This window comes from Methylorubrum thiocyanatum (genome assembly GCA_014138645.1).
GTDB lineage: Bacteria > Pseudomonadota > Alphaproteobacteria > Rhizobiales > Beijerinckiaceae > Methylobacterium > Methylobacterium thiocyanatum.
The window spans coordinates 463,087-487,539 of the sequence record JACJIB010000003.1 but is presented as its reverse complement, the minus strand read 5'-3'; the positions used below and the strand labels follow the sequence as shown (position 1 = coordinate 487,539).

The 24,453-nt window shown below is 68.3% G+C and carries 18 protein-coding genes and 1 tRNA gene; 10 read left to right on the top strand and 9 right to left on the bottom strand.

The annotated features are described in order from the left end of the window. The first annotated feature begins 43 nt into the window (after positions 1 to 43). On the top strand, positions 44 to 2,218 hold the full coding sequence (glyS, locus tag HNR51_RS09850; RefSeq protein ID WP_182554820.1) for a glycine--tRNA ligase subunit beta: 2,175 nt from the start codon (positions 44 to 46) through the stop codon (positions 2,216 to 2,218). 315 nt (positions 2,219 to 2,533) lie between these two features. Beyond that, positions 2,534 to 3,661 carry a helix-turn-helix transcriptional regulator gene (locus HNR51_RS09845; RefSeq protein ID WP_182554819.1) on the top strand — a complete coding sequence of 376 codons (1,128 nt, stop codon included), beginning with the start codon at positions 2,534 to 2,536 and terminating at the stop codon, positions 3,659 to 3,661. A gap of 15 nt (positions 3,662 to 3,676) precedes the next feature. Here the strand turns inward: HNR51_RS09845 and HNR51_RS09840 are convergent, their stop codons facing one another. Further along, positions 3,677 to 5,494: a cation:proton antiporter domain-containing protein gene (locus tag HNR51_RS09840; protein WP_182554818.1), complete on the bottom strand. Its 1,818-nt coding sequence runs from the start codon at positions 5,492 to 5,494 to the stop codon at positions 3,677 to 3,679. 109 nt (positions 5,495 to 5,603) lie between these two features. Next, on the bottom strand, positions 5,604 to 7,421 hold the full coding sequence (locus HNR51_RS09835) for a PHA/PHB synthase family protein (protein WP_182554817.1): 1,818 nt from the start codon (positions 7,419 to 7,421) through the stop codon (positions 5,604 to 5,606). A gap of 127 nt (positions 7,422 to 7,548) precedes the next feature. Here HNR51_RS09835 and HNR51_RS09830 point away from each other — a divergent pair, with 127 nt between their 5' ends. The 5 genes from HNR51_RS09830 to HNR51_RS09810 all read left to right on the top strand — a co-directional run bounded on the left by HNR51_RS09830 (position 7,549) and on the right by HNR51_RS09810 (position 12,672). Next, complete coding sequence (locus HNR51_RS09830) at positions 7,549 to 7,914, top strand: hypothetical protein (RefSeq protein WP_152277505.1); 366 nt, start codon at positions 7,549 to 7,551, stop codon at positions 7,912 to 7,914. A gap of 138 nt (positions 7,915 to 8,052) precedes the next feature. Further along, entirely contained in the window at positions 8,053 to 9,273 is a 1,221-nt protein-coding gene (locus HNR51_RS09825; protein WP_012455152.1) for an LL-diaminopimelate aminotransferase, read from the top strand. 176 nt (positions 9,274 to 9,449) lie between these two features. Continuing rightward, the gene (locus tag HNR51_RS09820; RefSeq protein ID WP_141952023.1) at positions 9,450 to 9,665 is read left to right on the top strand and encodes a hypothetical protein; all 216 of its coding nucleotides are present in this window, start codon (positions 9,450 to 9,452) and stop codon (positions 9,663 to 9,665) included. A 191-nt stretch (positions 9,666 to 9,856) separates the two neighbouring features. Then, positions 9,857 to 10,204 carry a hypothetical protein gene (locus HNR51_RS09815; RefSeq protein ID WP_012455150.1) on the top strand — a complete coding sequence of 116 codons (348 nt, stop codon included), beginning with the start codon at positions 9,857 to 9,859 and terminating at the stop codon, positions 10,202 to 10,204. Between the two features lie 335 nt (positions 10,205 to 10,539). Further along, a complete protein-coding gene (locus tag HNR51_RS09810; RefSeq protein WP_152277503.1) occupies positions 10,540 to 12,672 on the top strand; it encodes a sodium-translocating pyrophosphatase in 2,133 nt (710 codons plus the stop codon). Positions 12,673 to 12,755: 83 nt separating this feature from the next. On the opposite strand, the gene HNR51_RS09805 is transcribed toward HNR51_RS09810, so the two are convergent. Further along, a complete protein-coding gene (locus HNR51_RS09805) occupies positions 12,756 to 12,998 on the bottom strand; it encodes a hypothetical protein (RefSeq protein WP_012455148.1) in 243 nt (80 codons plus the stop codon). 556 nt (positions 12,999 to 13,554) lie between these two features. Here HNR51_RS09805 and HNR51_RS09800 point away from each other — a divergent pair. After that, positions 13,555 to 14,748 carry an L-dopachrome tautomerase-related protein gene (locus HNR51_RS09800; RefSeq protein WP_182554816.1) on the top strand — a complete coding sequence of 398 codons (1,194 nt, stop codon included), beginning with the start codon at positions 13,555 to 13,557 and terminating at the stop codon, positions 14,746 to 14,748. Positions 14,749 to 14,757: 9 nt separating this feature from the next. On the opposite strand, the gene HNR51_RS09795 is transcribed toward HNR51_RS09800, so the two are convergent. The 6 genes from HNR51_RS09795 to HNR51_RS09770 form a co-directional block, all read right to left on the bottom strand. Beyond that, the gene (locus HNR51_RS09795; protein WP_182554815.1) at positions 14,758 to 16,485 is read right to left on the bottom strand and encodes an adenylate/guanylate cyclase domain-containing protein; all 1,728 of its coding nucleotides are present in this window, start codon (positions 16,483 to 16,485) and stop codon (positions 14,758 to 14,760) included. Positions 16,486 to 16,780: 295 nt separating this feature from the next. After that, positions 16,781 to 17,290: a CYTH domain-containing protein gene (locus tag HNR51_RS09790; protein ID WP_012455144.1), complete on the bottom strand. Its 510-nt coding sequence runs from the start codon at positions 17,288 to 17,290 to the stop codon at positions 16,781 to 16,783. Positions 17,291 to 17,494: 204 nt separating this feature from the next. Then, complete coding sequence (locus tag HNR51_RS09785; RefSeq protein ID WP_182554814.1) at positions 17,495 to 19,033, bottom strand: CYTH and CHAD domain-containing protein; 1,539 nt, start codon at positions 19,031 to 19,033, stop codon at positions 17,495 to 17,497. A 99-nt stretch (positions 19,034 to 19,132) separates the two neighbouring features. Continuing rightward, a complete protein-coding gene (locus HNR51_RS09780) occupies positions 19,133 to 20,467 on the bottom strand; it encodes a leucine-rich repeat-containing protein kinase family protein (RefSeq protein ID WP_182554813.1) in 1,335 nt (444 codons plus the stop codon). Between the two features lie 1,281 nt (positions 20,468 to 21,748). After that, positions 21,749 to 22,510 (bottom strand): DUF8453 domain-containing protein, encoded by a 762-nt coding sequence (locus HNR51_RS09775; protein ID WP_182554812.1) that lies wholly within the window; start codon positions 22,508 to 22,510, stop codon positions 21,749 to 21,751. A 199-nt stretch (positions 22,511 to 22,709) separates the two neighbouring features. Next, positions 22,710 to 22,785 (bottom strand) — tRNA-Lys (locus HNR51_RS09770). A gap of 133 nt (positions 22,786 to 22,918) precedes the next feature. Here HNR51_RS09770 and HNR51_RS09765 point away from each other — a divergent pair. Together HNR51_RS09765 and HNR51_RS09760 are read left to right on the top strand one after the other, a co-directional pair. Continuing rightward, entirely contained in the window at positions 22,919 to 23,986 is a 1,068-nt protein-coding gene (locus HNR51_RS09765) for a hypothetical protein (protein ID WP_182554811.1), read from the top strand. Between the two features lie 209 nt (positions 23,987 to 24,195). Continuing rightward, entirely contained in the window at positions 24,196 to 24,450 is a 255-nt protein-coding gene (locus HNR51_RS09760; protein ID WP_141951948.1) for a hypothetical protein, read from the top strand. Positions 24,451 to 24,453: the final 3 nt, after the last annotated feature.

Genomic DNA, 24,453 nt, shown 5'->3' with positions numbered 1-24,453 from the left:
TCCCGTCTCGACGCGGCTTGAGCGGGCGGCTATTCCCGCGCGCATGCCTGACCTCCTCCTCGAACTCCTCTCCGAAGAGATCCCCGCGCGCATGCAGCGGCGTGCGGCCGAGGATCTGAAGAAGCTCGTCACCGACGCGCTGGTCGAGCGCGGTTTCCTCTACGAGGGCGCCAAGGCCTTTGCGACGCCGCGGCGGCTGGCGCTGCACGTGGCCGGGCTGCCCGCCCGCGGCGAGGCCGTGCGCGAGGAGCGGCGCGGACCGCGCGTCGGCGCGCCCGAGGCGGCCGTGCAGGGCTTTCTGAAGAGCGCGGGGCTGTCGAGCCTCGATCAGGCCACCACCGTCACCGATCCGAAGAAGGGCGAGTTCTACCTCGCGGTGATCGAGCGGCCCGGCCGCGAGACCCTCGACGTGCTGGCCGAGATCCTGCCGGGCATCATCAAGAGCTTCCCCTGGCCGAAATCGATGCGCTGGGGCGCGGCCTCGGCCCAGCCCGGCTCCCTGCGCTGGGTGCGCCCGCTGCAATCGATCGTCGCCACCTTCGGCCCCGAGACCGAGACGCCGGACGTGGTGCCGTTCGCGGTCGAGGGCATCAGCGCCGGCACCACGACGCGCGGCCACCGCTTCCTCAGTCCCGAGCCGTTCGAGGTGCGCCGCTTCGACGATTACGTGCCGGCCCTGGAGCGCGCCGACGTGATCCTCGACGCCGACCGGCGCAAGGACATCATCCTGCACGACGCCAAGGATCTCGCCTTCGCCCGCGGCCTCGACCTCGTGGAGGACGAGGGCCTGCTGGAGGAGGTCGCCGGGCTTGTGGAGCGGCCCGTGGTGCTGATGGGTTCGTTCGAGGAGCGCTTCCTCGAGATCCCGGCCGAAGCGATCCGCGCGACCATCCGCGCCAACCAGAAATGCTTCGTCCTGCGCAAATCCGGCTCGGAGGAACTGGCACCCGCCTTCCTGCTCGTCTCGAACCTCGTCGCCTCCGACGGCGGCGCGGCGATCACCGCCGGCAACGAGCGCGTGGTGCGCGCCCGTCTCTCGGACGCACGGTTCTTCTGGGAGACCGACAAGGCGACCAAGCTCGAAGACCGGCTGCCGAAGCTCGATGCGATCGTCTTCCACGAGAAGCTCGGGACGCAGGGCGAGCGGGTCGCCCGCATCGCCGGTCTGGCGCGTCGGATCGCCTCCGACATCGACGTCCAGTTCGACCTTGATCTCGTCGAGCGGGCAGCGCGCCTCGCCAAGGCGGATCTCGTAACCGAGATGGTCGGCGAGTTTCCGGAACTCCAGGGCTTGATGGGGCGCAAATATGCGACCTTGCAGGGCGAGGATCCGCGCGTCGCGGCCGCCATCGAGGAGCATTACAAGCCGCTCGGCCCAAGCGATCGCGTGCCGACGGAGATCGTGTCGATCGCGGTCGCGATGGCCGACAAGCTCGATCTGCTGGCCGGTTTCTGGTCGATCGACGAGAAGCCCACGGGCAGCAAGGATCCGTTCGGTCTGCGCCGTGCCGCGCTCGGCGTGATCCGCCTGATCCTCGAGAACGGATTGCGTCTACCGCTTCTCGACGGGCCGATCTGGGATGCCTTCGACGAACTGCCGGGGAAGTCCGTCGCGATCCTCGACCTGTCGAGCGTCGCCGCACTCGACGCGCTCGACGAAGACACCGAGTTGACCGATCCGCGGGCGAAGGACCTCCTCGCCTTCTTCGCCGACCGCCTCAAGGTCTACCTTCGCGATCAGGGCGCTCGCCACGACCTGATCGATGCCGTCTTCGCTCTGCCTGGCCAGGACGACCTCCTGCTCGTCGTGCGCCGGGTCGAGGCGTTGGGCGCGTTCCTCGCCACCGACGACGGAAAGAACCTGCTCGCCGGCTACAAGCGCGCGGCCAACATCCTGCGCATTGAGGAGAAGAAGGACGGCCGCGCCTACGATGCAGAGCCCGACGCGGCGCTTGCGGCTTCCGGAGAGCCGGAGGAGCGGGCGCTCGCCGAGGCGCTGACGGCGACGCGCGAGGAGGCCTCCGCAGCGGTGGCGGCCGAGGACTTTTCGGGGGCGATGCGGGCGCTATCGCGGCTGCGGGCGCCGGTGGACGCCTTCTTCGAGAAGGTCACCGTCAACGCCGACGACCCGGCCCTGCGCCGGAACCGGCTCCTGCTCCTCAACGCCCTGCGCGCCGCCACCCGCGAGGTGGCCGAGTTCTCGCGCATCGAGGGCTGATCGCCGGTCGAGCGGGGTGGTTCCGGGACGCGCTCTGCCTCTCCGGCTTCGAGGCCGCGTGTCTGCTCGGTCTTCAGATGCGCCGCAGCGATCAATCCCAACGGAAGGGACGGCCGGGAGACGCGTCGAGGCTTGCTTAGAGACTTCCGGCGCCGATCTTCAGCATGAGGATTGTTGTGAGCGCCGGAACAGCGCTCCAAACCGAGCGACCCGGTGTATCAATCCGGTCTTCGTGTTGCATTGTTGCGATTTCGGAACAGCCGTCCGGCGCGAAATGTGCTTCAAATCGAGGCGCATCTCACGCAGCTCCGGTCGATGTCGGGTTTCGAACCACTTGCCCTGATCGACGCCTGCTACGCGGCGGCCCTCGATCCCGCGGCGTGGCCCGACGCGCTCGACGGGCTCGCCGACGCGGTCGGCGCCCGGGGCGCGGTGATCGTCTCTCATGATCCCAAGCGAACGGCGCAGACGCTGGCTTCCGAGCGGATCGGCGACGTGAATCTCGATTACGGCGTCGGCGGCTGGTGGCAGCACGACACGCGCATCCGCCTCGGCCGGCAACGCGGCATCATGCGGCCGGGCACGGTCACGGTCGACGAGATGTATCTCACGGCCGACGAGAAGCGCTCCGATCCCTTCTTCCAGCACTTCATCGATCGGCACCGCCTCGGCAACCTCTGCGCCTATGTCGGTGCCGACCCGATGGACAGCCACACCCTGTCGTTCAGCACCCCCCGCGACGTGCGCAAGGGGCCCTTCGAGGGGGCCGAGGTCGAGCGGATCGGGCTCATCGGCCCGCATGTGGTCCGCGCTTTCCGCCTGACGGCACTCATGGGCGAGATGCGGCTCGAGGCGGAGGGTCTTGCCAACGCCCTGGAGCGGATGCGGGCCGGCATCGTCATCCTCGATCCGCGGGGCCGGGTCCGGCTCGTCAGCCCGGCGGCGGAGGCGCTGGCCGTGGGCTACCTCTCCCTGCGCACCGGCGCCGAGCCGGAGGCGTTGGAGCCCGCCGAGGCCGCGCGCTTCGACCGCTTCCTGGCCGACGCCTTGCCGATGCGGATCGGGCCGCGGCAGGACGTTTTCCTCCTGCGCCGCCGGGGCGGCGGGCGCCCGCTTGCCCTCGAAGGGCTCCCCCTGCGGGGCGGCGATCCGTTTCCCGCGGCCGTGTCCGGCCTCGGAGGCGGGATGGTGCTGCTCCTGCGCGACCTGATGGCGCCGGCCACCCGCCCCATCGAGCCCTTGCTGGAACAGTTCGGGCTGACCCGGGCCGAGGCGCGGGTCGCGGCCCTGGTCGGACGCGGCGCGGCGCCCCGGGAGGTGGCCGACCAGTTCGCCATCGGCGAGAGCACGGTGCGCAGCCAGCTCAAGGCGGTCTACGGCAAGCTCGCGATCCGCCGCCAGAGCGAGCTGGCGGTCTTTATCACCCGCCTCGACAGCCTGTAGCGGCCCGCATCCATCCTATTCCGGCTCGTCCCGGCGCTGGCGCAGTTCGGGGGCCGGCATCTCCGGCTCGGCGACCGGCGTTCCCTGGCTCTCCGAGCGGCTCGTATCCACGAACAGCCGCGCCTCGCCCTCGCGCACGCCGAGGCTGCGCAGCGCGTAGGTCATCATGCCGAGCGCCAGTTCCCGCTCGGCCATGAGGACGAGGCCGACCCCGTCCTCCTCCAGCCGGCGGCGCTCGGTGTCGCTGTGGGTGCGCACCACGCTGTCGATCTCGGGGTTGGCCGCGCGGGCCTTGGCGAGCAGCCGCCGGGCCTGATGCGGGTCGGGCGTCGCCACCACGACGAGACGCGCCGAGGCAATGTCGGCAGCGTCCAGAATGCCGGGTGCGGTGGCGTCGCCGAACACCGCCGGCACGCCTTGCACCCGCAACTCCTCGACCCGGCGCCGGTCGCGTTCCACCACGACGAAGGGCAGGTTCCAGTCCTGCAGCGCCTTGCCGATGGCGCTGCCGACCCGGCCGTAGCCGATGATCACCGCGTGGCCGCGCATCTCGGGGGCGGCGGCGCGCACCGGCAGCGGCGCGGCGGCGCGGCGCTCCAGGCGGCGGCGCAGCTCCGGCCGCTCGCCGAGCCAGCGCGACACGCGATCGGCCAGCACGAAGAAGAGCGGGTTGAGGGTGATCGACAGCAGCGCCCCGCCGAGGATCAGGTCGCGCCCCTCCTCCGGCAGCAGCTTGAGCGAGATGCCGAGTCCGGCCAGGATGAAGGAGAACTCGCCGATCTGCGCGAGGCTCGCGGCGATGGTGAGCGCGGTGCCGACCGGGTGGCCGAAGGCGAGTACGATGGCGATGGCGGCCACCGACTTGCCGAGCACGATGACGCCGACCACCCCGAGGATCGAGAGCGGTTCGCGCAGCACGATCCCCGGATCGAACAGCATGCCCACCGAGACGAAGAACAGGACCGCGAAGGCGTCCTGCAACGGCAGGGAATCGGCGGCCGCCTGATGGCTGAGGTCGGATTCGGCGAGCACCATGCCGGCGAAGAAGGCGCCCAGCGCGAAGGAGACGCCGAACAGTTCGGAGGAGGCGTAGGCGATGCCCACGGCGCTCGCCAGAACCGCCAGGGTGAACAGCTCCCGCGAGCCGGTGCGGGCGGCGAGCCCCAGCAGGTAAGGGACGACGCGGCGCCCGCCGAGGAGCATCACGGCGATGAACACGCCGACCTTGGCGAGCGTCAGGCCCAGCGTGACCCAGAGTCCGTGATCCGGCGCGACGTGGTGGCCCACGACCCCCGCCGCCTCGCCGCCGAGCGTGGGCGCCAGCGCCGGCAGAAGCACCAAGGCCACCACCATGGCGAGATCCTCGACGATCAGCCAGCCGACGGCGATGCGGCCCTTGTCGGTGTCGAGCAGGCCCTGCCCTTCGAGCGCCCGCAGCAGCACGACGGTGCTCGCCACCGAGAGGGCCAGCCCGAAGACGAGGCCCGCCCCCGCGCCCCAGCCATAGCCCCAGGCCAGTCCCGCCCCCATGGCGGTCGCCACCGCGATCTGCACGATCGCGCCGGGCAGGGCGATGGTGCGCACTGCCAGCAGGTCGCCGATGGAGAAGTGCAGGCCGACGCCGAACATCAGCAGGATGACGCCGAGTTCGGCGAGCTGGCTCGCCAGTGCCGGGTCACCGACGAAGCCGGGGGTGAACGGGCCGATGGCGATGCCGGCGACGAGGTAGCCGACGAGCGGCGGCAGCCGAAGCCGCTGTGCCAGCATGCCGCCGATGAACGCGCAGACGAGACCGAGCGCGATGATCGAGATGAGTTCGGTGGCGTGCTGCACCGTGCTTCCATCCTCCTGGGGCGGGGGCCGACCCCAGGGTCAGATAAGGCAAATCACGGTCCCGTGTCCGCAACAGCGTTGCGGTGGGTGCACGGTTCCTGTCGATTCCTCACGCCTTCATGCGCACATAGGTGCCCGGTGCCGGGCAGAGGGAGGGCAGCGCGCCGGTTCCGGGGATGCGGGCGGGCACGCGCTCGGGCGCCTGCTCCTCCAGCCACTTGAACCAGTACGGCCACCACGAGCCCTCATGCTCGGTCGCCCGCTCGACCCATTCCTCGAACTTGACCTTGGCCGGTCCACCGGTGCGGAAGCCGTACTTGGCCTTCGGTCCCGGCGGATTGACGACGCCCGCGATATGCCCCGAGCCCGCCAGCACGTAATCGACCTTGCCGCCGAACTTGCCCGAGCCCTCGAAGACGGAGAGCGCCGGCGCGATGTGGTCCTCGCGGGTGGCGAGGTTGAACACCGGCACCTTCACTTTCTTCAGGTCGAGGCGCACGTTCCCGAGCACCATCTGTCCCTTGGAGAGCGTGTTGTTGAGGTAGCAGTTGCGCAGGTAGAACGAGTGGTTGGCCGCCGGCATCCGCGTGGCATCGGCGTTCCAGTAGAGCAGGTCGAAGGCGGCCGGTGCCTTGCCGCGCACGTAGTTGTTGACGACGTAGGACCAGATCAGGTCGTTGGGCCTGAGCATGTTGAAGGCGTTGGCCATACGCGCGCCTTCCAGATAGCCGCGCTCGGCCATCCGCTCCTCGATCACCTTGATCTGCCCTTCGTCGGCGAAGACCTTGAGGTCGCCCGCATGGGTGAAATCGACCTGCGTGGTGAGGAAGGTCGCGCTCTTGATGCGGCGGTTGCCGGTCGCCGCCTGATAGGCCAGCGTCACGGCGAGCAGGGTGCCGCCGACGCAGTAGCCCGCCGCCGCGACCTCGGTCTCGCCGGTCGCCACGCCGATCATGTCGATGGCGGTCTCGATGCCCTCGCGCATGTAGGACTCGAAGTCCTTGTCGCGGTGGCGCTCGTCCGGGTTGACCCAGGAGATCACGAACACCGTGATGCCCTGGCTGACCATCCAGCCGATGAGGCTCTTTTTCGGGTTGAGATCGAGGATGTAGTACTTGTTGATCCAGGGCGGCACGATCAGGAGCGGGCGCTTCAGCACCGTCTCCGTCGTGGGCGTGTACTGGATCAGCTCCATCAGATCGTTGCGGAAGATGACCTCGCCGGGGGTCACCGCCACGTCCTCGCCGAAGGTGAAGGCGTTGAGATCGGTCTGGCGCACCCTGAGCTGGCCGCCGCCGGCCTCCAGATCCTCCTGCAGCATCTTCATGCCGCGCATCAGGTTGGCGCCTCCCTCCTCCAGCGTCTGGCGCAGGAGTTCGGGGTTGGTCATCACGAAGTTCGAGGGCGAGTAGGCCGAGAGGAGCTGGCGCAGGTAGAACTCCGCCTTGTGGCGGGTGTGCTCGTCGATGCCTTCGGCCGTCTCGACCATCTCCTCCGCCCAGCGGCCGAGGATGAGGTAGCTCTGCTTGATGAGGTCGAAGACCGGATTGGCGCTCCAGTCGGCATGGGCGAAGCGCTTGTCCCTGGCCTCGGGCTCGACCACCGGCGCCGCGGCCGCGCCCTGCATCCGCGTCAGGGCCGAGGCCCAGAGCGCGGCGAAGGATTGATTGAGCTTGGTCTGGGCCTGGAGCGCCTTCTCGGGATCCTTCAGCCACGTCTCGGCGACCCGCGTGAGGGTGCGGGTCATCTCGTCGATCTCGTCGGCGCCCTGGAGCTTGGGGGCCTGGAGCGCGTTTTCCTGACCCGGCTGCTCGAACGGTTTCAGGGAGGCGACCGCCGATTGCCGGAACATCTCCGCAAGTTGATTCGCGCCCTGCGCGATCCTCTCGAATTCCGGCGTTGCCGGGCCCGTCCGCTCCGTGGCCACGCGACACGTCCTCCCAGGGTCCGCCCGCATCCCGCCCGTTGCGGACGGCCCGAGCCTCGTTTCCGACAAATTAACGCTCCACCCAGCAGATGTCGCCCGCCCCAGGCTCCATTTCCAGACCGTTGTCATGATCGTGCGCCGCGCCGTCCGCGCCATTGCCCTGGCCCTGCCGGTCCTCGCCGCCGCGGCCTCGGTCGGCGGCTGCTCCGGTGACGTGAATCCGCTCAAGGCGGCGATGGTCGGCGCGGGCTCCGGCATCAAGCCGGTGGAGACGCCCGACTTCGTGGCGCAGTCGCGCAAGACCGATGCGAGCTACATGCCGGTGGGGGAGTCGGCGCCCCGACGCGCCATCCGCGCCCGCAACGCCGCCGGACAGAGCGCATTGCAGGCCGAGCTGGAAGGCGCCCGCAACCGCAACGAGGCCAAGGGGCGTGCGGCGGAGGGGGCGGCCAAGAACGCCGCCAAGGGGCTCGCGCCCAACCCGGTGGAGTGAGCGTTCCGCTCCACCTTTCGGGCCCGGCATTGAGATTTCGTATCGGCGCGCGGGCGCGTCGATGGTAAACAGGCCGACTCCTCACCGCCGACGATTCCTTGCGGGGGGAGGGTTCGCGACACCGGACAGACCGACGCCATGACCGATTTCCACCGCATCAAGCGCCTTCCGCCTTACGTCTTCGAGCAGGTGAACCGGATCAAGGCCGCCGCCCGAGCCCGGGGCGCCGACATCATCGATCTCGGCATGGGCAACCCCGACCTCGACGCCCCGCGCCACGTCATCGAGAAGCTCGTCGAGACCGCCGGCAAGCCGCGGACCGACCGCTACTCCGCCTCCAAGGGCATCGCCGGCCTGCGCCGGGCCCAGGCCGGCTATTATCAACGCCGCTTCGGCGTGAGCCTCAACCCCGACACCCAGGTGGTGGCGACGCTGGGCTCGAAGGAAGGCTTCGCCAACATGGCCCAGGCGATCACCGCGCCGGGCGACGTCGTGCTGGTGCCCAATCCGAGCTACCCGATCCACGCCTTCGGCTTCCTGATGGCCGGCGGCGTGATCCGCTCCGTGCCGGCCGAGCCGACCCCGGCGATGTTCCCGGCGCTGGAGAAGGCGGTGGTCCACTCGATCCCGAAGCCCGTGGCGCTCGTGGTCTGCTATCCCTCGAACCCGACCGCCTACGTCGCGAGCCTCGACTTCTACCGCGACCTCGTCGCCTTCGCGAAGAAGCATGAGCTGATCCTGCTCTCGGATCTGGCCTATGCCGAGGTCTATTTCGACGAGAACAACCCGCCGCCTTCGGTGCTGCAGGTGCCGGGCGCCATCGACTGCACGGTGGAGTTCACCTCGCTGTCCAAGACCTTCTCGATGGCGGGCTGGCGCATGGGCTTCGCCGTCGGCAACGAGCGTCTCCTCGCCGCGCTGACGCGGGTGAAGTCCTACCTCGATTACGGCGCCTTCACGCCGATCCAAGTGGCCGCGACCGCCGCGCTCAACGGGCCGGACGACTGCATCAAGGAGATGCGCGCGACCTACAAGAAGCGCCGCGACGCACTCATCGAGTCCTTCGGCAAGGCCGGCTGGAAGCTGCCGACGCCGGAAGCCTCGATGTTCGCCTGGGTGCCAATTCCGGAGAAGTTCCGGGAACTTGGCAGCCTGGAATTCTCCAAGTTGCTCCTGGAGAAGTCCGACGTCGCGGTGGCGCCGGGCATCGGCTTCGGCGAGCACGGCGACGATTACGTCCGCATCGCGCTGGTCGAGAACGAGCAGCGCATCCGGCAGGCGGCGCGCAACGTTCGCCGCTTCTTCGACAATGCCGACCGCACGCTCCACAACGTGGTGCCGATGCAGAAGGCGGTCTGAGGCGCGGACGCAACGCCTCGAACGTTGTTGCGGCGGGGCGACAGGGCCGGGCAATCGGCTCGGTCGCCCCATGCATCGGGCCGGGCAAGCTTGTCAGCAGGCGCTTGCGTCCGCAGGGTCTTCTCCCGTTTTGCCGCCGGGCCGTCCCGGCGGACGGACGCGTTTCGAGGACTCGCATGCGCCGCCTGAAGCTCTTCGCCGCCCTGGCGCTCGCCGGCGCCGCCGCCGGAGCCTGCGCCCCCCACCCGATCGTGGCGCGCGACCCCGTACCCGCCCCCTCCCCCGAGGAGGCCTATTCCTGCAGCTCGACGCCGCTGCCGCTGAACGCCTACAAGTCCGACTGCACGCCGGTGGTGCGCGAGCCCCGCGCCGTCCTGCGGTCGAAGGGCTGACGCGGCGGCTCCCGCGCGCCCGTCAACCTTTCCTTGTCACGTCCCGGAGTTTGATCGCGCCTTCGAGACGTCTGCCCGAGCCGGTCCCGATCGCAGCGTGGTCGGTTTCGGCTCTTACCTGTATCGACGCGCTCCCGCGCCGAGGCGGCGTTCGCTTCGGCCCGGAGCCGTACCAACGACGGAGCAAGCCCTTGGCCCGTGCCCGCCTCCTCCTTGCCGCTTCCCTCCTTGGGCTCGCCGCCCAGGGAGCCGGTGCCCAGACCTTGCAGGATCGCCCCTACGGCGATGCGCGCGGGCCGACGGTGTATGAGGTCGATCCCGAGAGCGGCCGCTTCCGCGGGCCGCCGATCAGCACCGACGGCCAGGATCTGCGCGCCATCGGGGCCGTGCCGGTGCCGACCGTGATGAACGGCGGCGGCTTCGGCCCCACCGGCAACGACTATTTCGGCAACGTGCTGATCGCGACCCCGCAGGGCCCGCGCCGCGCCTCGGACGGATACGTTCTGGCCCCCGCCTACAAGGCCCCGCCCCTGCGCTGAGGCTGGTTCACAGCGACGACGTTGTCGAAGGGCGCAGGTCAATCCTGCGCCCTTCGCCGTTTCAGGCGCCGCCTCTGATTACGGCAGGCTCCATCCTCCGGCCTCGACACGCGTTTCGCATTGCCGTTGCTGCAGCGCAGCGAGTCGAAACTTGTCACTATCCTTCATCGTGGCCGTTTCGAAAGGTTCTCAACGGCACGAGGCATTTGCGCCGGACGCCGAAGTTTGGCAATTAAGTTCAGCTTCTCCAGGGAGGGCGCCCGAAAACCGAGCAACCGTCCCGTGGCCATCCGGCCATGCTCGGCAAACCACAATCAAAATCCAAGGACGCACGCATGACCGCACTTTTGCTGATCATCGTGGGCGGGCTCTGCGCCGTTGCCTACGGTGTTGTGACGATCCGTGACGTAATGCGACGGGATGCGGGGACGCAGCGCATGCAGGAGATCGCAGGCGCCATCGCCGAGGGGGCGCAGGCCTATCTCCGGCGCCAATACGCCACCATCGGCGTCGTCGGCCTCGTTCTCTTCGTCCTTCTGGCTTGGTTTCTCGGCATCAAGGTCGCCATCGGCTTCCTGATCGGCGCGGTGCTCTCGGGCGCGGCCGGCTTCATCGGCATGAACGTGTCGGTCCGTGCCAATGTGCGCACGGCGCAGGCCGCCACGCAGTCGCTCGGCGGCGGTCTGGAGGTCGCCTTCAAGTCCGGGGCGGTCACCGGCATGCTGGTGGCGGGCCTCGCGCTGCTGGGTGTGGCGCTCTACTACCTGTTCCTCACCCGCGGCGCCGGCCTCGCGCCGGGGAGCCGCGAGGTCATCGACGCCCTCGTGGCGCTCGGCTTCGGCGCCTCGCTGATCTCGATCTTCGCCCGTCTCGGCGGCGGCATCTTCACCAAGGGCGCCGATGTCGGCGGCGACCTCGTCGGCAAGGTCGAGGCCGGCATCCCCGAGGACGATCCGCGCAACCCGGCGACCATCGCCGACAACGTGGGTGACAATGTCGGCGACTGCGCCGGCATGGCCGCGGACCTGTTCGAGACCTACGCGGTGACCGTGGTCGCCACCATGGTGCTCGCCGCGATCTTCTTCGCGGGCAACGCCGCCGTGCTCGAAGCGATGATGCTCTACCCGCTCGCCATCGGCGCGGCCTGCATCGTCACCTCGATCGCCGGCACCTACGCGGTGAAGCTCGGCGCCAACCAGTCGATCATGGGCGCGCTGTACAAGGGCCTCATCGCGGCCGGCCTCCTCTCGATCGTGGCCATCGCCGGCGTGAACCTCGCCCTGTTCGGCGGCTTCTCGACCAGCTTCACGACGAATACCGGTCTCACCTTCACCTCGGGGGCGCTGTTCGGCTGCGCGGTGCTCGGCCTCGTCATCACCGCGCTGATCGTCGTCATCACCGAGTACTACACCGGCACCAACTTCCGCCCGGTGAAGTCGATCGCCACCGCGTCCGTCACCGGTCACGGCACCAACGTCATCCAGGGACTCGCGATCTCGCTCGAATCGACGGCGCTGCCGGCCATCGTCATCGTCGCGGGCATCATCGCCACCTACGCGCTGGGCGGCCTGTTCGGCATCGCCATCGCGGTCACGGCGATGCTGGCGCTCGCGGGCTTCATCGTGGCGCTTGATGCCTTCGGTCCGGTCACCGACAATGCGGGCGGCATCGCCGAGATGGCGGGTCTGCCCTCCGACGTGCGCCGGGCGACCGATGCGCTCGATGCCGTCGGCAACACCACCAAGGCGGTGACCAAGGGCTACGCCATCGGCTCGGCGGGCCTCGGCGCGCTGGTGCTGTTTGCCGCCTACACCTCGGACCTGAACTACTTCATCGCCAATGCGAGCCCGACGCAGTACCGCTTCTTCCAAGGGGTCTCCGTCGATTTCTCGCTGTCGAACCCCTACGTCGTGGTCGGACTCCTGCTCGGCGGCCTGATCCCGTTCCTGTTCGCGGGCATCGCCATGACGGCGGTGGGCCGCGCCGCCGGTGCGGTGGTCGAGGAGGTGCGCCGCCAGTTCCGGGCCAAGCCCGGCATCATGCAGGGCACCGACCGGCCCGATTACGGCCGCGCCGTCGACATGCTGACCCGCGCCGCGATCAAGGAGATGATCATCCCCTCGCTCCTGCCGGTGCTCTCGCCGATCGTGCTGTTCTTCGTGATCCAGGCGATCGCCGGCAAGTCTCAGGCCTTCGCCACCGTCGGCGCCTCGTTGCTCGGCGTGATCCTCACCGGCCTCTACGTCGCGATCTCGATGACCTCGGGCGGCGGCGCATGGGACAACGCCAAGAAGTACATCGAGGACGGCCACCACGGCGGCAAGGGCTCGGACGCTCACAAGGCGGCCGTGACGGGCGACACCGTCGGCGACCCCTACAAGGACACGGCGGGCCCCGCCGTGAACCCGGCGATCAAGATCACCAACATCATCGCACTGCTTCTGCTCGCCGTGCTCGCGCACGCCTGAGCCGAATGGGGGTACGCAAAGAAGAACCCGCCGCAGGTCACCGCGGCGGGTTCTTCTTTCTCAGGAGCAGAGCCTTGAGAGAATCAGTCGCAGTTCTCCTTGGTGACCGTCTTGCGGTCACCGACGTCGTTCTCCTTCGTGACGGTCTTGCTGGAGCAGCCGTCCGAATGCTCACGCCGCTCGACGGTGGTCGAGGAGGCGCTCGGTCCGCGATCCACCACGACCCGATCCGGCGCGTCGCGCTCGATCACGGTGGTCTGGGCGATGGCGCCCGAGGCCCCGGCGAGCGTCAGGAAAGCGGCGGCAGCGAGAAGGGATTTGCGCATGACAATCCTCCGATTGGGATGAATCTGCGCCTGTAACGGCGAGCGAACCTGAACCGTTCCAGCGAACTTCAGGTCGGAATTCCTGTCGCCGCCCGGTTCATCGAAGATGTGCGAGGAGAAGTTGTGCGGCCGGCGCTGCCCCGAACTTTCGCGCGTCCTTTCGCTTCGCTCCCTCACATCTGTTGAGCGGCGAGACTTTCGCTGAAGGCCTCCCCGATCCACCATCATGACGGTATCGAGACGCTCGCTCCCGACAAGGACGAGACCATCGACCGGGCCATCGCCTCGATGACCCTCAATGACCCATGAGAGCGAGAGCACCGCCGACCGCGACGGCGCAACGGCCGCCGGGCTCGCTGAGGCGTGCGCGGCTGAAGACCAATCAGGCGCTCTCCCGCTTCCGCCACGGGCGCAACCGAGCGGCGGAGGTCGAGCCGGGCGCGTTCGAAAAGGGGCTGGCCCGGGGTAGTCAAACGGGATCGTGAGGGACCCCGGCCAGCCGCGGCGGGGTTCCGTCGGGCAATTGCGCTCGATCCCTCGTCCGAGGCTGCCCGACATGACCCGATCCCTCACCGCTCTCGCCGTGGCACTTCTCGCCGGCACGATGGCAGGCCCCCTCCCCGTCCGGGCACAGGAGGGAAAAGCCGAACTGACCAAGGTCGCGAGCTTCGAGCATCAGGTCACCGGCGTCACCGTCGCCCGCGACGGGCGCATCTTCGTCAACTTTCCCCGCTGGAGCGAGGATGCGCCGGTCTCGGTGGCCGAACTGAAGGACGGCAAGCCCGTCCCCTACCCCGACGACCGGTGGAACGCGTGGCGCAATGCGCGGGCCGACGAACTTTCGCCGAAGGACCATTTCGTCTGCGTCCAGAGCGTCGTCGCCGACGGGCAGGACCGGCTCTGGGTCGTGGACGCCGCCGCCCCTGCCATGGCCCACGTGATCAAGGACGGCCCGAAGCTCGTCGGGATCGACCTCAAGAGCAACACGGTCATCAAGACCATCCCCTTCGACACCAGCACGGTGCTCCAGGCCTCCTATCTCAACGATGTGCGGATCGCGCCGGACGGCAAGACCGCCTACCTCACCGATTCCGGGGCCGAGGGCGCCCTGATCGTCGTCGATCTCGACAGCGGCTCGGCCAAGCGCATCCTCTCGGGCGATCTTTCGACCATGCCCGACAAGTCGGTGACCGTGCGCTACGACGGCCAGCCGCTGCGCCGCCCCGACGGGCGCGGCGTGGAATTTTCCGCCGACGGCATCGCGCTGTCGAACGACGGCAAGACGCTCTACTGGCAGGCGATCAAGGGCAAGACGCTCTACAGCCTGCCGACCGACGCCCTGACCGGCTGGGCCGCCGCCTCGGTGGTGCCCGATACGCTCACCGACAAGAGCCTCGCGGGCAAGATCGCGAAGGTCGGTGAGAACGGCGTCGCCGACGGCCTGCTGATCGCCCGCCGCGACGGCCGGATGTACGTGACCTCGCCTCAGGACGATGCGGTGAAGGTGCGCGACCTCTCGGGTAAGACGGGGAGCGCGGACGGCCTGACGATCCTGGTGCAGGATCCGGCCCTGCGCTGGCCGGACACCTTCAGCGAGGGGCCGGACGGGACGATCTACGTCACCACCTCGCACATCCAGGATTCGGCCGATTACAAGCCCGGTGCGCCGGTCAGCCTGCCGACGGAACTCTGGGCCATCAAGCGGCCCGCCGACGCCACCGGCTCGACCGGCAATGCGCCGGCCCGTTGATCGGGCGGGTCAGCCGTCCTGAAGCGCGGCCGGAGCGTCGACCCCGATCAGGTGCGCCCGCAGCGGCCGGGCCCGTCCGGTCAGGGTCAGTTCCTGAAGCGCGCCGGGGGGAAGGCCGGCAGCCTCGTAGACAGCTTCCGAAACGATCGCGACCTGCCGCATCGGTCCGGTCAGGCCCTCCAGCCTCGCGGCGACATTGACCGTGTCGCCGAGCACGGTGAAGCGGGATTCGGTCTCATCCCCGAGCTCGCCGACGATGGCGAGGCCGGCATGCAAGCCGACGCCGTAGCGCAGGCGCTCGCCGAGATCGGCGGCGAGCATGCGGTTGAGCTGCTCCACCTGCACCGCGATGCCGTCGACCGCCTTCAGGGCGGCGCGGGCGGCGTGTTTCGGATCACGGTCGAGGCCGAAGATCGCCATCAGCCCGTCGCCGAGATGCTGGTTCACCGATCCGCCCGCCTCGCGCACCGCCCGGCCGACCGCGCCGAGGAAGCGGCCGATGACGAAGACGGTGTCGTAGGGCAGGTGCTCCTCGGCGAACCGGGTCGAGCCGCGCAGGTCGGCGAACAGCACGACGACGAACCGCTCCTCGCCGGTCGCGGCCCGTTCCGCATCGGGCACGGAGCGGGCGCGGGCCTGCGGCGTGAACAGCGGCGCGACGGTGAGGTCGCCGTCGGGCCGGAGTTGGCAGGCGAGCCGGATGCCGGGACTCGCGCCGATGCGTTCCAGGACGAGGCGCTCCGCCCGTTCCGGCTCCGGCAGATGCCGGCTGCGCTCCGGATCGACCACCCGGATGCGGCAGGTCGAGCAGCGGCCGCGCCCGCCGCACACGCTCGCATGGGGGATGCGGCCGCGCCGGCTCGCCTCGAGGACGCTGCTGCCCCGCGGCACGCGGACGGTTCGCCCATCGGGATAGCCGATGCGCACGAAGCCGCCCCGCGTCTCGGCGAAGGTGCGGGCGCCGCGGGCCAGCACGACGAGGGCGAGCGCCGCCATGTAGGTCGAGAACAGCCCGCGGCGGACGGCGCTCAGTCGCTCGCCCTGCGCTGCCCCCCCGAGATGGTTCGCTCCGAGTTCTTCCGCCCGCCAAGCGGGGTCGGCGGCGAGCAACGCCACGCTGCGTCCGCCCTGAACCACGCCGAGGAGCGCCAGCACCGGCACCAGCACCGCGCCCGCGAGCAGCCACGGCGCGGCGCCGGGAAAGCCACGCTTGAGCCGGAGCCAGAAATAGAGGCCGAAGCAGCCGTGCAGCCACGCCACGACGAGGCCGGCGGCCTGCATCATCCCCTGTCCCGGCGCCGCGACCCAGGTGGCGTAGAGAACCTGCGCGTAGCCGCGATCCAACCCCTCAAGGCTCCAGGCGAGGCGGGTGCCGACCACGTGGCTGAGGAGGAGCAGCGGCACCGCGAGGCCGAGCAGGAGCTGCGCGGTCTCGGCCGGCCTCACCCGGTAGAAGCGCCGCTCGTAGAAGGCGTAGAGCCCGAGGACGAGGTGAATGAGAAGCGCGCCGTAGAGGAGAAGCAGGGCCGGCGGCGTGCGCCAGAGCGCGACCTTCACCGTAAGCCCGGTCTCCAGCGCGTCGAGGGAGATGTTGCCGAGCGCGTGAACCAGCAGGTGCGTGAGCACGTAGGCGAACAGCACGAGGCCGCTGCCGAGGCGGAGCTGACGCAGAGTCGGCCGGGCGGGCCGGCGCAGGCGGAAGGGGCGGCCAAAGCCCGGACGCGCCGCCTGCCCCACTCCCCCCGCTCCTTCTTCGAAAACCAGCTCCGCCCTTCATAGCGCGAGGCGGCGCAACGACGAACCCTTCGTCCGCCCCGTTCGGCGATGGCTGGCTGGCGCTCGCCTTGGTCGACGGATCGACGGACGTCCGGTTCGACAGAGACGGCGGGGGCGACAACTTCCAGACGCTTGTCGTTCTGCAGGGTGTCGATCTCATCGATCGGCAGGGGACTGCGTTGATCGTGTGAGCCGAGCCGCTGACCGCCATCGCGGGAACGGTCGCGCCGCGCGGCCGGAGGTCGGGCCGTGGGTCTTACAGCGGCCCGGCCAGCACTTCCTCCAGGGTGACGACGCGCCCCGCCTCGCCGAAGCGGCGCAGCAGCGCCGATTGGCGGAAGCGCGGATCGCCCGTCACCTCCCGGCCGAGCCAGGGCGGCGGCTCGAAGGCTTGCGCCTCGTGCTCCAGCTCGACCTCGGCCAGGATCATCCCGGCGAGCGTTCCGCCATAGACATCGACCTCCCAGAGGAGTCCGGCATGGGGGACGCAGTGGCGGGTCTTCTCGATGAAGCAGGTGTCGCAGACGAGGCTCAGCATCGCTTCCGCGTCGGCGCGGGGGATCTCGTACTCGAATTCCGGCCGTCCGAGGCCGACGCGCTCGCCCTTGACGGTCAACCAGGCCCGATCCTCGTCGAGCCGGACGCGGACCTTGTTGCCCGTCTCGAACTGTCCGATCAGGCCGTCCGTGAAGCGGCGGCGGCGGGTGACGCCGGCCTGCCATCCCTCATCGGCCACGAGAAACTTCCGCTCGACCTCGAAACGCATGAGCGCGAAAAACTTTGGCAGCGGAAACGTTCCCGCCCCTTCAACCCGGCCCGGTTACGGCAACGTTCGATTGCGGGCAATCGGGCGGCGCGCAGAACACCGCCGCAACCTGAGCGGACTTAGAAACCGCTCAGGTCGATTGACACGGGAGCCGGGTTCAGAACGGGCCCGCGCGCGGCGCCCGGTCCCGCTCCGGGCGATGCGTCAGCGCCAGAACGGCTTGGTGTCGACGAGATCCTCGTGCGCCTCGGCCGCCGCCTCGAGCAGCGTGCGGGTGCGCGCCTCGATGTCGGCCGCCGTCATCCCGGCGGCGAACAGGGTCGAGGCGCCCGTCGGCGCGTCGGTCAGATCCCGCATCAGCTCGTGGCCGGTGGCGATGTCGTTGAGCGCGCCGAGATGGTCCTGCAGGTCCGACAGAGCCTTGCCGAAGGCGGTATGGCGCTTGGCCGCCTTCTTGCCGGAAAACAGGGGCGCGAAGAACTCGGCACCGTAGCGCAGCTTCTTGGCGGCGATGCGCACCCGGTGACGCTCTTCCGGTTCGAGGTCGTCGAGATGGCGCCCGCGCCGCTTCACCTGCCGCCGCCGCCGGTCGAGTTCGCGCGCGGCGAAGACGCGGGCCGGCTCGGCGCGGAGCGAGGCCCGGCCGGGACTCTCGTCCCGCAGCCACGGGCCGGCATTGATCCAGCCGACGAGGTCGAGCAGCAGCATCCGCCACGCATCCGAGCCCAGCAACGCGGCGATGTCGCGATAGGCCTTCGCCCGCTCATCCTCGAGCTGCCGCTCGAGGCCGAGCAGGCCGGTCTCGTCCGGATGTCGCTCGCGCTCGGCCGGCAGGATGGTGGCGAGGAAGACGTCGAGGTTGCGCGCCCGGCCCAGCGGCTCGGTCACCTCCTTCAGCTCCGTCCGGATGCGCACGCCGAGCGGGTCGTCCACGAGGTCGCCGAACAGGGAGAAGGCCGAGCGCAGGCGGCGGAGCGCGACGCGCATCTGGTGCAGCGCCTCGACGTCGCGGCCCTTGAGCAGGATGTCCTCGTTGATGCGCATGTGGCGCAGGCAGGCATGGGCGACGCTGCGGAATGCGTCGGCCGCGCTCATCTCCTCGCGCAGCGGCACGGGCTCGGCCTTGCGCACCCGGTCGAGCTTGCCCGCGGCGAGCGCGTAGCCGCGCTCGGCCTTGCTGAGCACCCCGAGGCGCACGGGGACGAGATTGGCGACGGCCTGGGCGAGGGCGAACAGGTCGCTCGCCGTCCCGTCCTTCAGTTCGAGCTCGATCTCGCAGAGCGACACGATCCGGTCGCCGGCGGCGGGCGCCTCAATCCGGCCGGTATCGAGGGCGACCTCGATGCGCGTTTCGCCCTGCTGGACGAGATAGGTCCGCCGGGTGACGCGCGTGGTGAAGAGCGGCTCCAACGCCGCCTCGGCCTCGACGCGGCGCGCGAAGGGCGTGTCGGCCAGCGCCGCGCGGTCGGGCTCGGGCCCCTCGACGGGCTGCTCCCATTCCGGCCGGTCGAACAGGCCGTCGCCCTCCGCCTTCAGGGTCTGCACGAAGCGCCCCTTGCTCTCGCGCACCCGCAGGCCGAGCTTGGCCGCGTGCAGCTGCCGGTCCGGCGTGTCGAAGTAGACGGAGGTCAGCGCCGCCTCCTCCTGCACCGCCGCCTCCCGCAGAAGCGGGTGGTCGCGCAGGGCCGCGAGGTCGGAGGGCTCGCATTCCAGCTTCAGCTCGATCTCGCGGGGGTCGCTCATGCGGTTTCGTCCTGCTCCTTGTGCGGGGTGCGGCGGTTTCGGGACCTGCATCCTGCCGCATTGTCCGGGACAGGCACAACGCGGCGGCGCAAGCATGGATCAAGCATCCGCGTGACGATCCGGCGACAAATGCGACGATAGAGCGTGCACGACCGCCGCCATCGACGGCCGCGCCCGCGGATCGGGCTGGCGGCAGGCCCGTTCCAGCGCACGCAGATCCGCGATCCCGGCGGGCATTTCCGCGCAGCGGTCGAGCAGCTCGCCGAGCAGGAGGCCCCAGGCCCGCGTCTCGACGCGCTGCCAGGGCGCCCCGGCGGCGCCTGCCGGCAGCAGCGAGGCCGCGCCGAAATCGCTCAGCACCGCCGCGCCGGTGCGCCCGTCCCACAGCGTATTGTGCCCGTAGAGGTCGCCGTGCAGCACGCCCCGATCGTGCAGATGCGCCGCCGCCCGCGCCACCGAGGCGGCGATGCGGAGAGCCGTGTCCGGCGCCAGGGTTAAATCCGGCGCGTAGACGTCGCGGCTGCAGCTCTCCAGGCTCGGCGGCCCGGCCAGAACCCGCCAGTCCTCCGGGATCAGCGGCATCAGCAGCCCCTGGACCCCCTCCGGATGCCCCTCGATCCGCCCGAGCGCCCCGGTGAGGTTGGGGTGGCGGCCGGCGGCGAGGCAGGCCGCCATCTCCCGCTCGGGCAGCCCGTCGCTGGTCATGCGGCCCTTGAACAGCTTCACCGCGACCGCCTCGGCCGGCTCGGCGCGGCGCCACAGCGCCCGGTGGATCCGCCCCGAGGCTCCCTCGCCGAGGCAGGGGCCGAGATCGAGCGCCTCCCAGGCGACGTGCGGCACCGCGGCCGGCGCCGGCTCCCCGTCGAGCGGATTGCCGGCCCAGGCGATCCAGGCGAGCCGCGGCAACTCGCCGAGCCAACCGGGCAGCGCCTCGAAGCCGTTGGCGGACAGGCGCAGCAATTCGAGGTGTTTCGCGTCCGCGAGCGTGGGCGGCAGCGCCCGCAGCCGGTTGCCCGCCAGCATCAGCTTCTGCAGCTTCGGGCGCCGGCCCAGCGCCTCGGGCAGGTGCTCGATTCGGTTATCCGTCAGCGTGAGCCAGCGCAGGGCCGGCGGCAGCGCCTCGGCCGGCACCTCCCGCAACCCGGTGGCGCGGAACCCGATCTGGCTCAGGGCGGCACAGTCGCCGAGGGCGGGCGGCAGCCGCTCGAAGCGGTTGCCCGAACAGAACAGCACGCGCAGCCGCTTGAGCCGGCCGAGATCCGCCGGGAGGTCGGTGAGGCCGCAGCCGCTGAGGTCGAGCACCTCCAACGTCTCGGCGAGCCCGAAGATTGCCGGCGGGAATTCGGTGAGGGATCCGCTCAGGCGCAGCTCCCGCGCCCCGGCGAGATCGCCGCGGCGGAGGGCGTGCAGCGCGGGTGGCAGGGGGGCGTCCATCGGGATCTCGCGTTCGGTTCGAGACCGGGATGGCGCTGTGGCGTCCGGTGATCAAGCGCCTTCGAGCGGGAGAGGGTGGCATCGCCCGGCCTCGATTTCCTGAGCACGGGCGACCCCCAGCCGGTGACTGAATCTTCTGTCCGCAACGGCTTGTGAACAACTATTGCATCGTGTTGACCCGTCTGAGTCTCGGGCCGCCGCATCCATCAACGGCGCGTCGGCGGCAGCGTTACGAGAAGGCCTTGAGGATGCTCGGCGAAATCGCTGCGGCCTTGGGTATCAAGGCTGGCGCTAACTGGGGCGAGCACTTCCAGCCACTGCGGCATACTTAAAATTGGGCGTAGCTTGTGCAGCCTCCGCGCCATCTGCAGCTTGTAAAATCTCTCCGCGTTTGTAGGATCGCGGTAACTCATAATTATGAAATCAAATCATCAGCCAATACACTCGCCATATGACGCTGCGCTGCAGCACAATAATTCTGAATTTGCTTGGATATTCGATATGATACATAGGTATGAATACGTCATTTCAGTGAACATGCTCCATGAAATGCGTCTTTACAGACTCCCGGACTTTCCTGACATCTCCCCTGGGTGCCCAGAGCTCGCGACCAAATATATCTACGAACCCTACGTCGATGATTTTCTTATCGCGGAGCGCCTCATGTAGTGGGGTTAGATAGACGTCGACTTTGTCGCCAACGACTAATTTCCTGGGAAGTCCTCCAGAGCGTAGCCCAGGTGTCGTGGGAATCTCAGGCCTATCGAATGAATTCAAGAAGGCATATTGCCAATTCCGCCGAAGATATGGGAATTTTCTTGGCAGGATTTCGCGGCAAATAACACCAGTTAGCTGATTGTCTGTTGGCCCAAAGTTCGTTGCAGTCAGGCCAAGTATTTTTCTATTATCGAAAGCGTCAAAAATAATCAACATATTAAATCGAACTTTGATCTGGCTTTTGGGATAAATATATTTCGACCAAATATTCCAAATGAAAGAAGCAAGTGATACAACGAACGAAAGAAGGCTGATAACGAGAGCCCAATCTGCGGTTGTCATTCTGGCAGAGCTAAGTTCGAGTGCGGGTATTTAGAAAAACGCGGAACGACCGCGTTGGCGGACGTCGTGTGGCTGTAAGCCGTGGAGACCTGAGCCCCGCAGAGCAGCAATAATCGCTATCGGCAGACATTGGCCAAAATCGAGCATATTACATTGGTGATCATTGGTGATGGGGGGGTGCCTCGAAACGCTCCCGCCAGGCACTGCAATTCGACATGCTCCTTAGCTTGCGAAGCGCGAGCGCACCCACTCCGTCACAGACCTGCGTGGCGTCGCTATCGGTTCAGCACTTCGGGTATCATCTACATCAAAGCTGTCGATGATATTGCTTTCTATTTCTTCGCGCTCTTTACGATTGGTTACCTCAACCTTGAGATGATTTCCGGTCACGCTATAATCGAAACTGCGTGATATGCGCTCTAAACTATTTGCAATTTTCTCCTCGTTGCTGTCTGATAGGCGGCTAACATATGCGTACTGGCGGGCATCTAAAACCGTTTTGCGTTTAAATTGTTGGCCATCTACGTTTCTATAAGAGAGATCAACTGTGAAGGGCGGGAGTTCTGGTTTAGCTAGTATTCTAAAGCCTTGGCCAAAAAGGGTAAGAATTTTTTCGCCCTGTGGCAGCGCCGTTATAGGGACTGTGCCGATGTCTATTCTGAAAAAGCATTCCTTCGATTTTAGAATCTCAGGATCAAGATCTGTTTCAAATCGCACTTCGAAGGCCGGGCCGTTGCCAACGTTTGCTATCGCGAAATTAATTACGTTGATATTCCTATCATTTGGTATCAAATATGCGATAACTTCCGGCTCTGTTCCCGCTTTTCGAAGAATTCTGTTTTCGTCGAGTAACCTTTTAGACAGCCACACTGCTGAAATGGCTACAAAGAGCGCAGCTATAGATGATAGCGCACTAGTAGTAGATCCAAGCGCGCTAATTGCATTGGCATTGTCATTAACGAAGTTAATCAACCGCTGGAGCATATCAGTTGGGTACCTTCAAGCGTTGACTATTAGGCTTCCGCGAGAAGGCCGTGGTCCATCTGCGTTGCGCGGACTAACCTACGCCGCGTCATAATCTGTTGTAAAATCACATAGCTTGTTGCGGCCGGCCACAAGCCTTTTGGGACACTTCCCAGTATAGAAAAACCCGCCAAGTCATTGACCAGGCGGGCGAAATCTATGGTGAGCGCGCTGGGACTCGAACCCAGGACCTACAGATTAAAAGTCCGTTGCTCTACCAACTGAGCTACGCGCTCGCATCCGGTGGGCGCGGGGCGCCGCGGGGCGGGCCGGTTGCGCTCGGAGCGTGGGGCTCGCAATAGGGGCTCGGGGCGGGAGGGTCAACACGGCTCGCGAGGCCGCCAACCGTTCAATCGCGATGTTGAGCCGATGACGAGAGCGAACCCGGCCGGCGCGCCGTCGGAATGGCGGCACTTCGTCCTGCTGTTCCTGGGCGTGGCCGCCCTCGCGGGCTTGGCCTGCATCGGCTTCGTGGCCGCCCTCGATCCCTACGGATTGCGCGCCGGGCCGGGCCGGGCGCCGGGGCCGCTGATGGATGGCAACCAGCGCTTCATGTATCCGCAGGTCGCCCGCAGCGGCACCTATGACGGGGCGGTGTTCGGCACCTCGACCCTGCGCCTGCTCGACCCGGCGGCGCTCGAGCGCGCCTTCGGCGGGCGCTTCGCCAACCTGTCGATGAACGCCGCCACGCCCTACGAGCAGGCCGAACTGGCCCGGCTCTACCTGCGCCACAACCGGCCGAAGGCGCTGGTGTTCGGGATCGATCCGACATGGTGCGAGCCGGAGGCGGCGGAGCGCCGCCTCACCTTCCGCGCCTTCCCCGCCTGGCTCTACCGGCCGGATGCGGCGTGGGCTGTCCTGCGGCAGGTGAACGGGCAGAGCGTCAGTACGGCCGCCGATGCGTTGCTGTCCCGGCTCGGGATCGTCCGCGCCCGGCTCGCCGCCAACGGCTACGCGGTCTTCACCCCGCCGGAAGAGTTTTACGATGCGGCCCGCGCCCAGGCGCATATCCGCAGCGCCCGCGCGGCCCAGGCTGCCGCCGAGGCCGAGCCGGGCTATCGGCCGCCCCCCGCCGACGCGCCGATGCCCGCCCTCGGCTGGCTCGACGCGCTCCTGGCGCAGGCGCCCCCCGAGACGCGCACGTTCGTGGTCTTTCCCCCCGTCCACGTCGCCCAGCAGGGCGCGCCCGGAAGACCTGCGGCCGAGCGGGAGGCAGCCTGCAAGGCGGCGGTGACGCGGATCGGCGCGGCGCATGGCGCGACGGTGGTCGATTTCCGCATCCCCTCCCCGATCACGCGACAGGACACGAACTACTGGGATCCGCTGCATTACCGCCTGCCGATCGCGGCGCGGATCGTGGCGGATCTGAAGGCGGCGCAGGAGAGCGGACGCGACGATCCCGAGGGCAGCTACCGGGTTCTGGCGCATGCCCCGTAGCCCCGGAGCGGCAGTGAACCGCACCGGGGAATCGGGGGTTTAATGGGGCGGATGAGTGGCTTGGCCTGCCACGGGGCGGCCGCACTCTCGCCCGATCGGCAGGCTCTACACCCCGCGGCCCGGCCAAGCCGGGCCTCCCTTTCGCCGTCCGTTCCCAGAGTAGCCGGGAGCGGGCGGAGACAGTGATGTCGGAGTTGGTAGAGAGTCCCATGATCGTACGCACAGCCCTCGCCCTGATGATCACCACCAGCGCGGCGCTCGCCGGCCCGGCGGCCCCGGTGGCCGACCGCGATGCCCTGCGCCAGCACTGCACCGGGGATTACCTGAGCTATTGCGGCGAGTTCGCCCCCGACAGCGCCGAGGTGCGCGCCTGCTTCAAGCAGAACAAGGCCAAGCTCTCGCCGAACTGCCAGGCGGCGATCACCAGCTACAACAAGGCCCAGAAGCGCGCCGACCTCCGCTGAGAC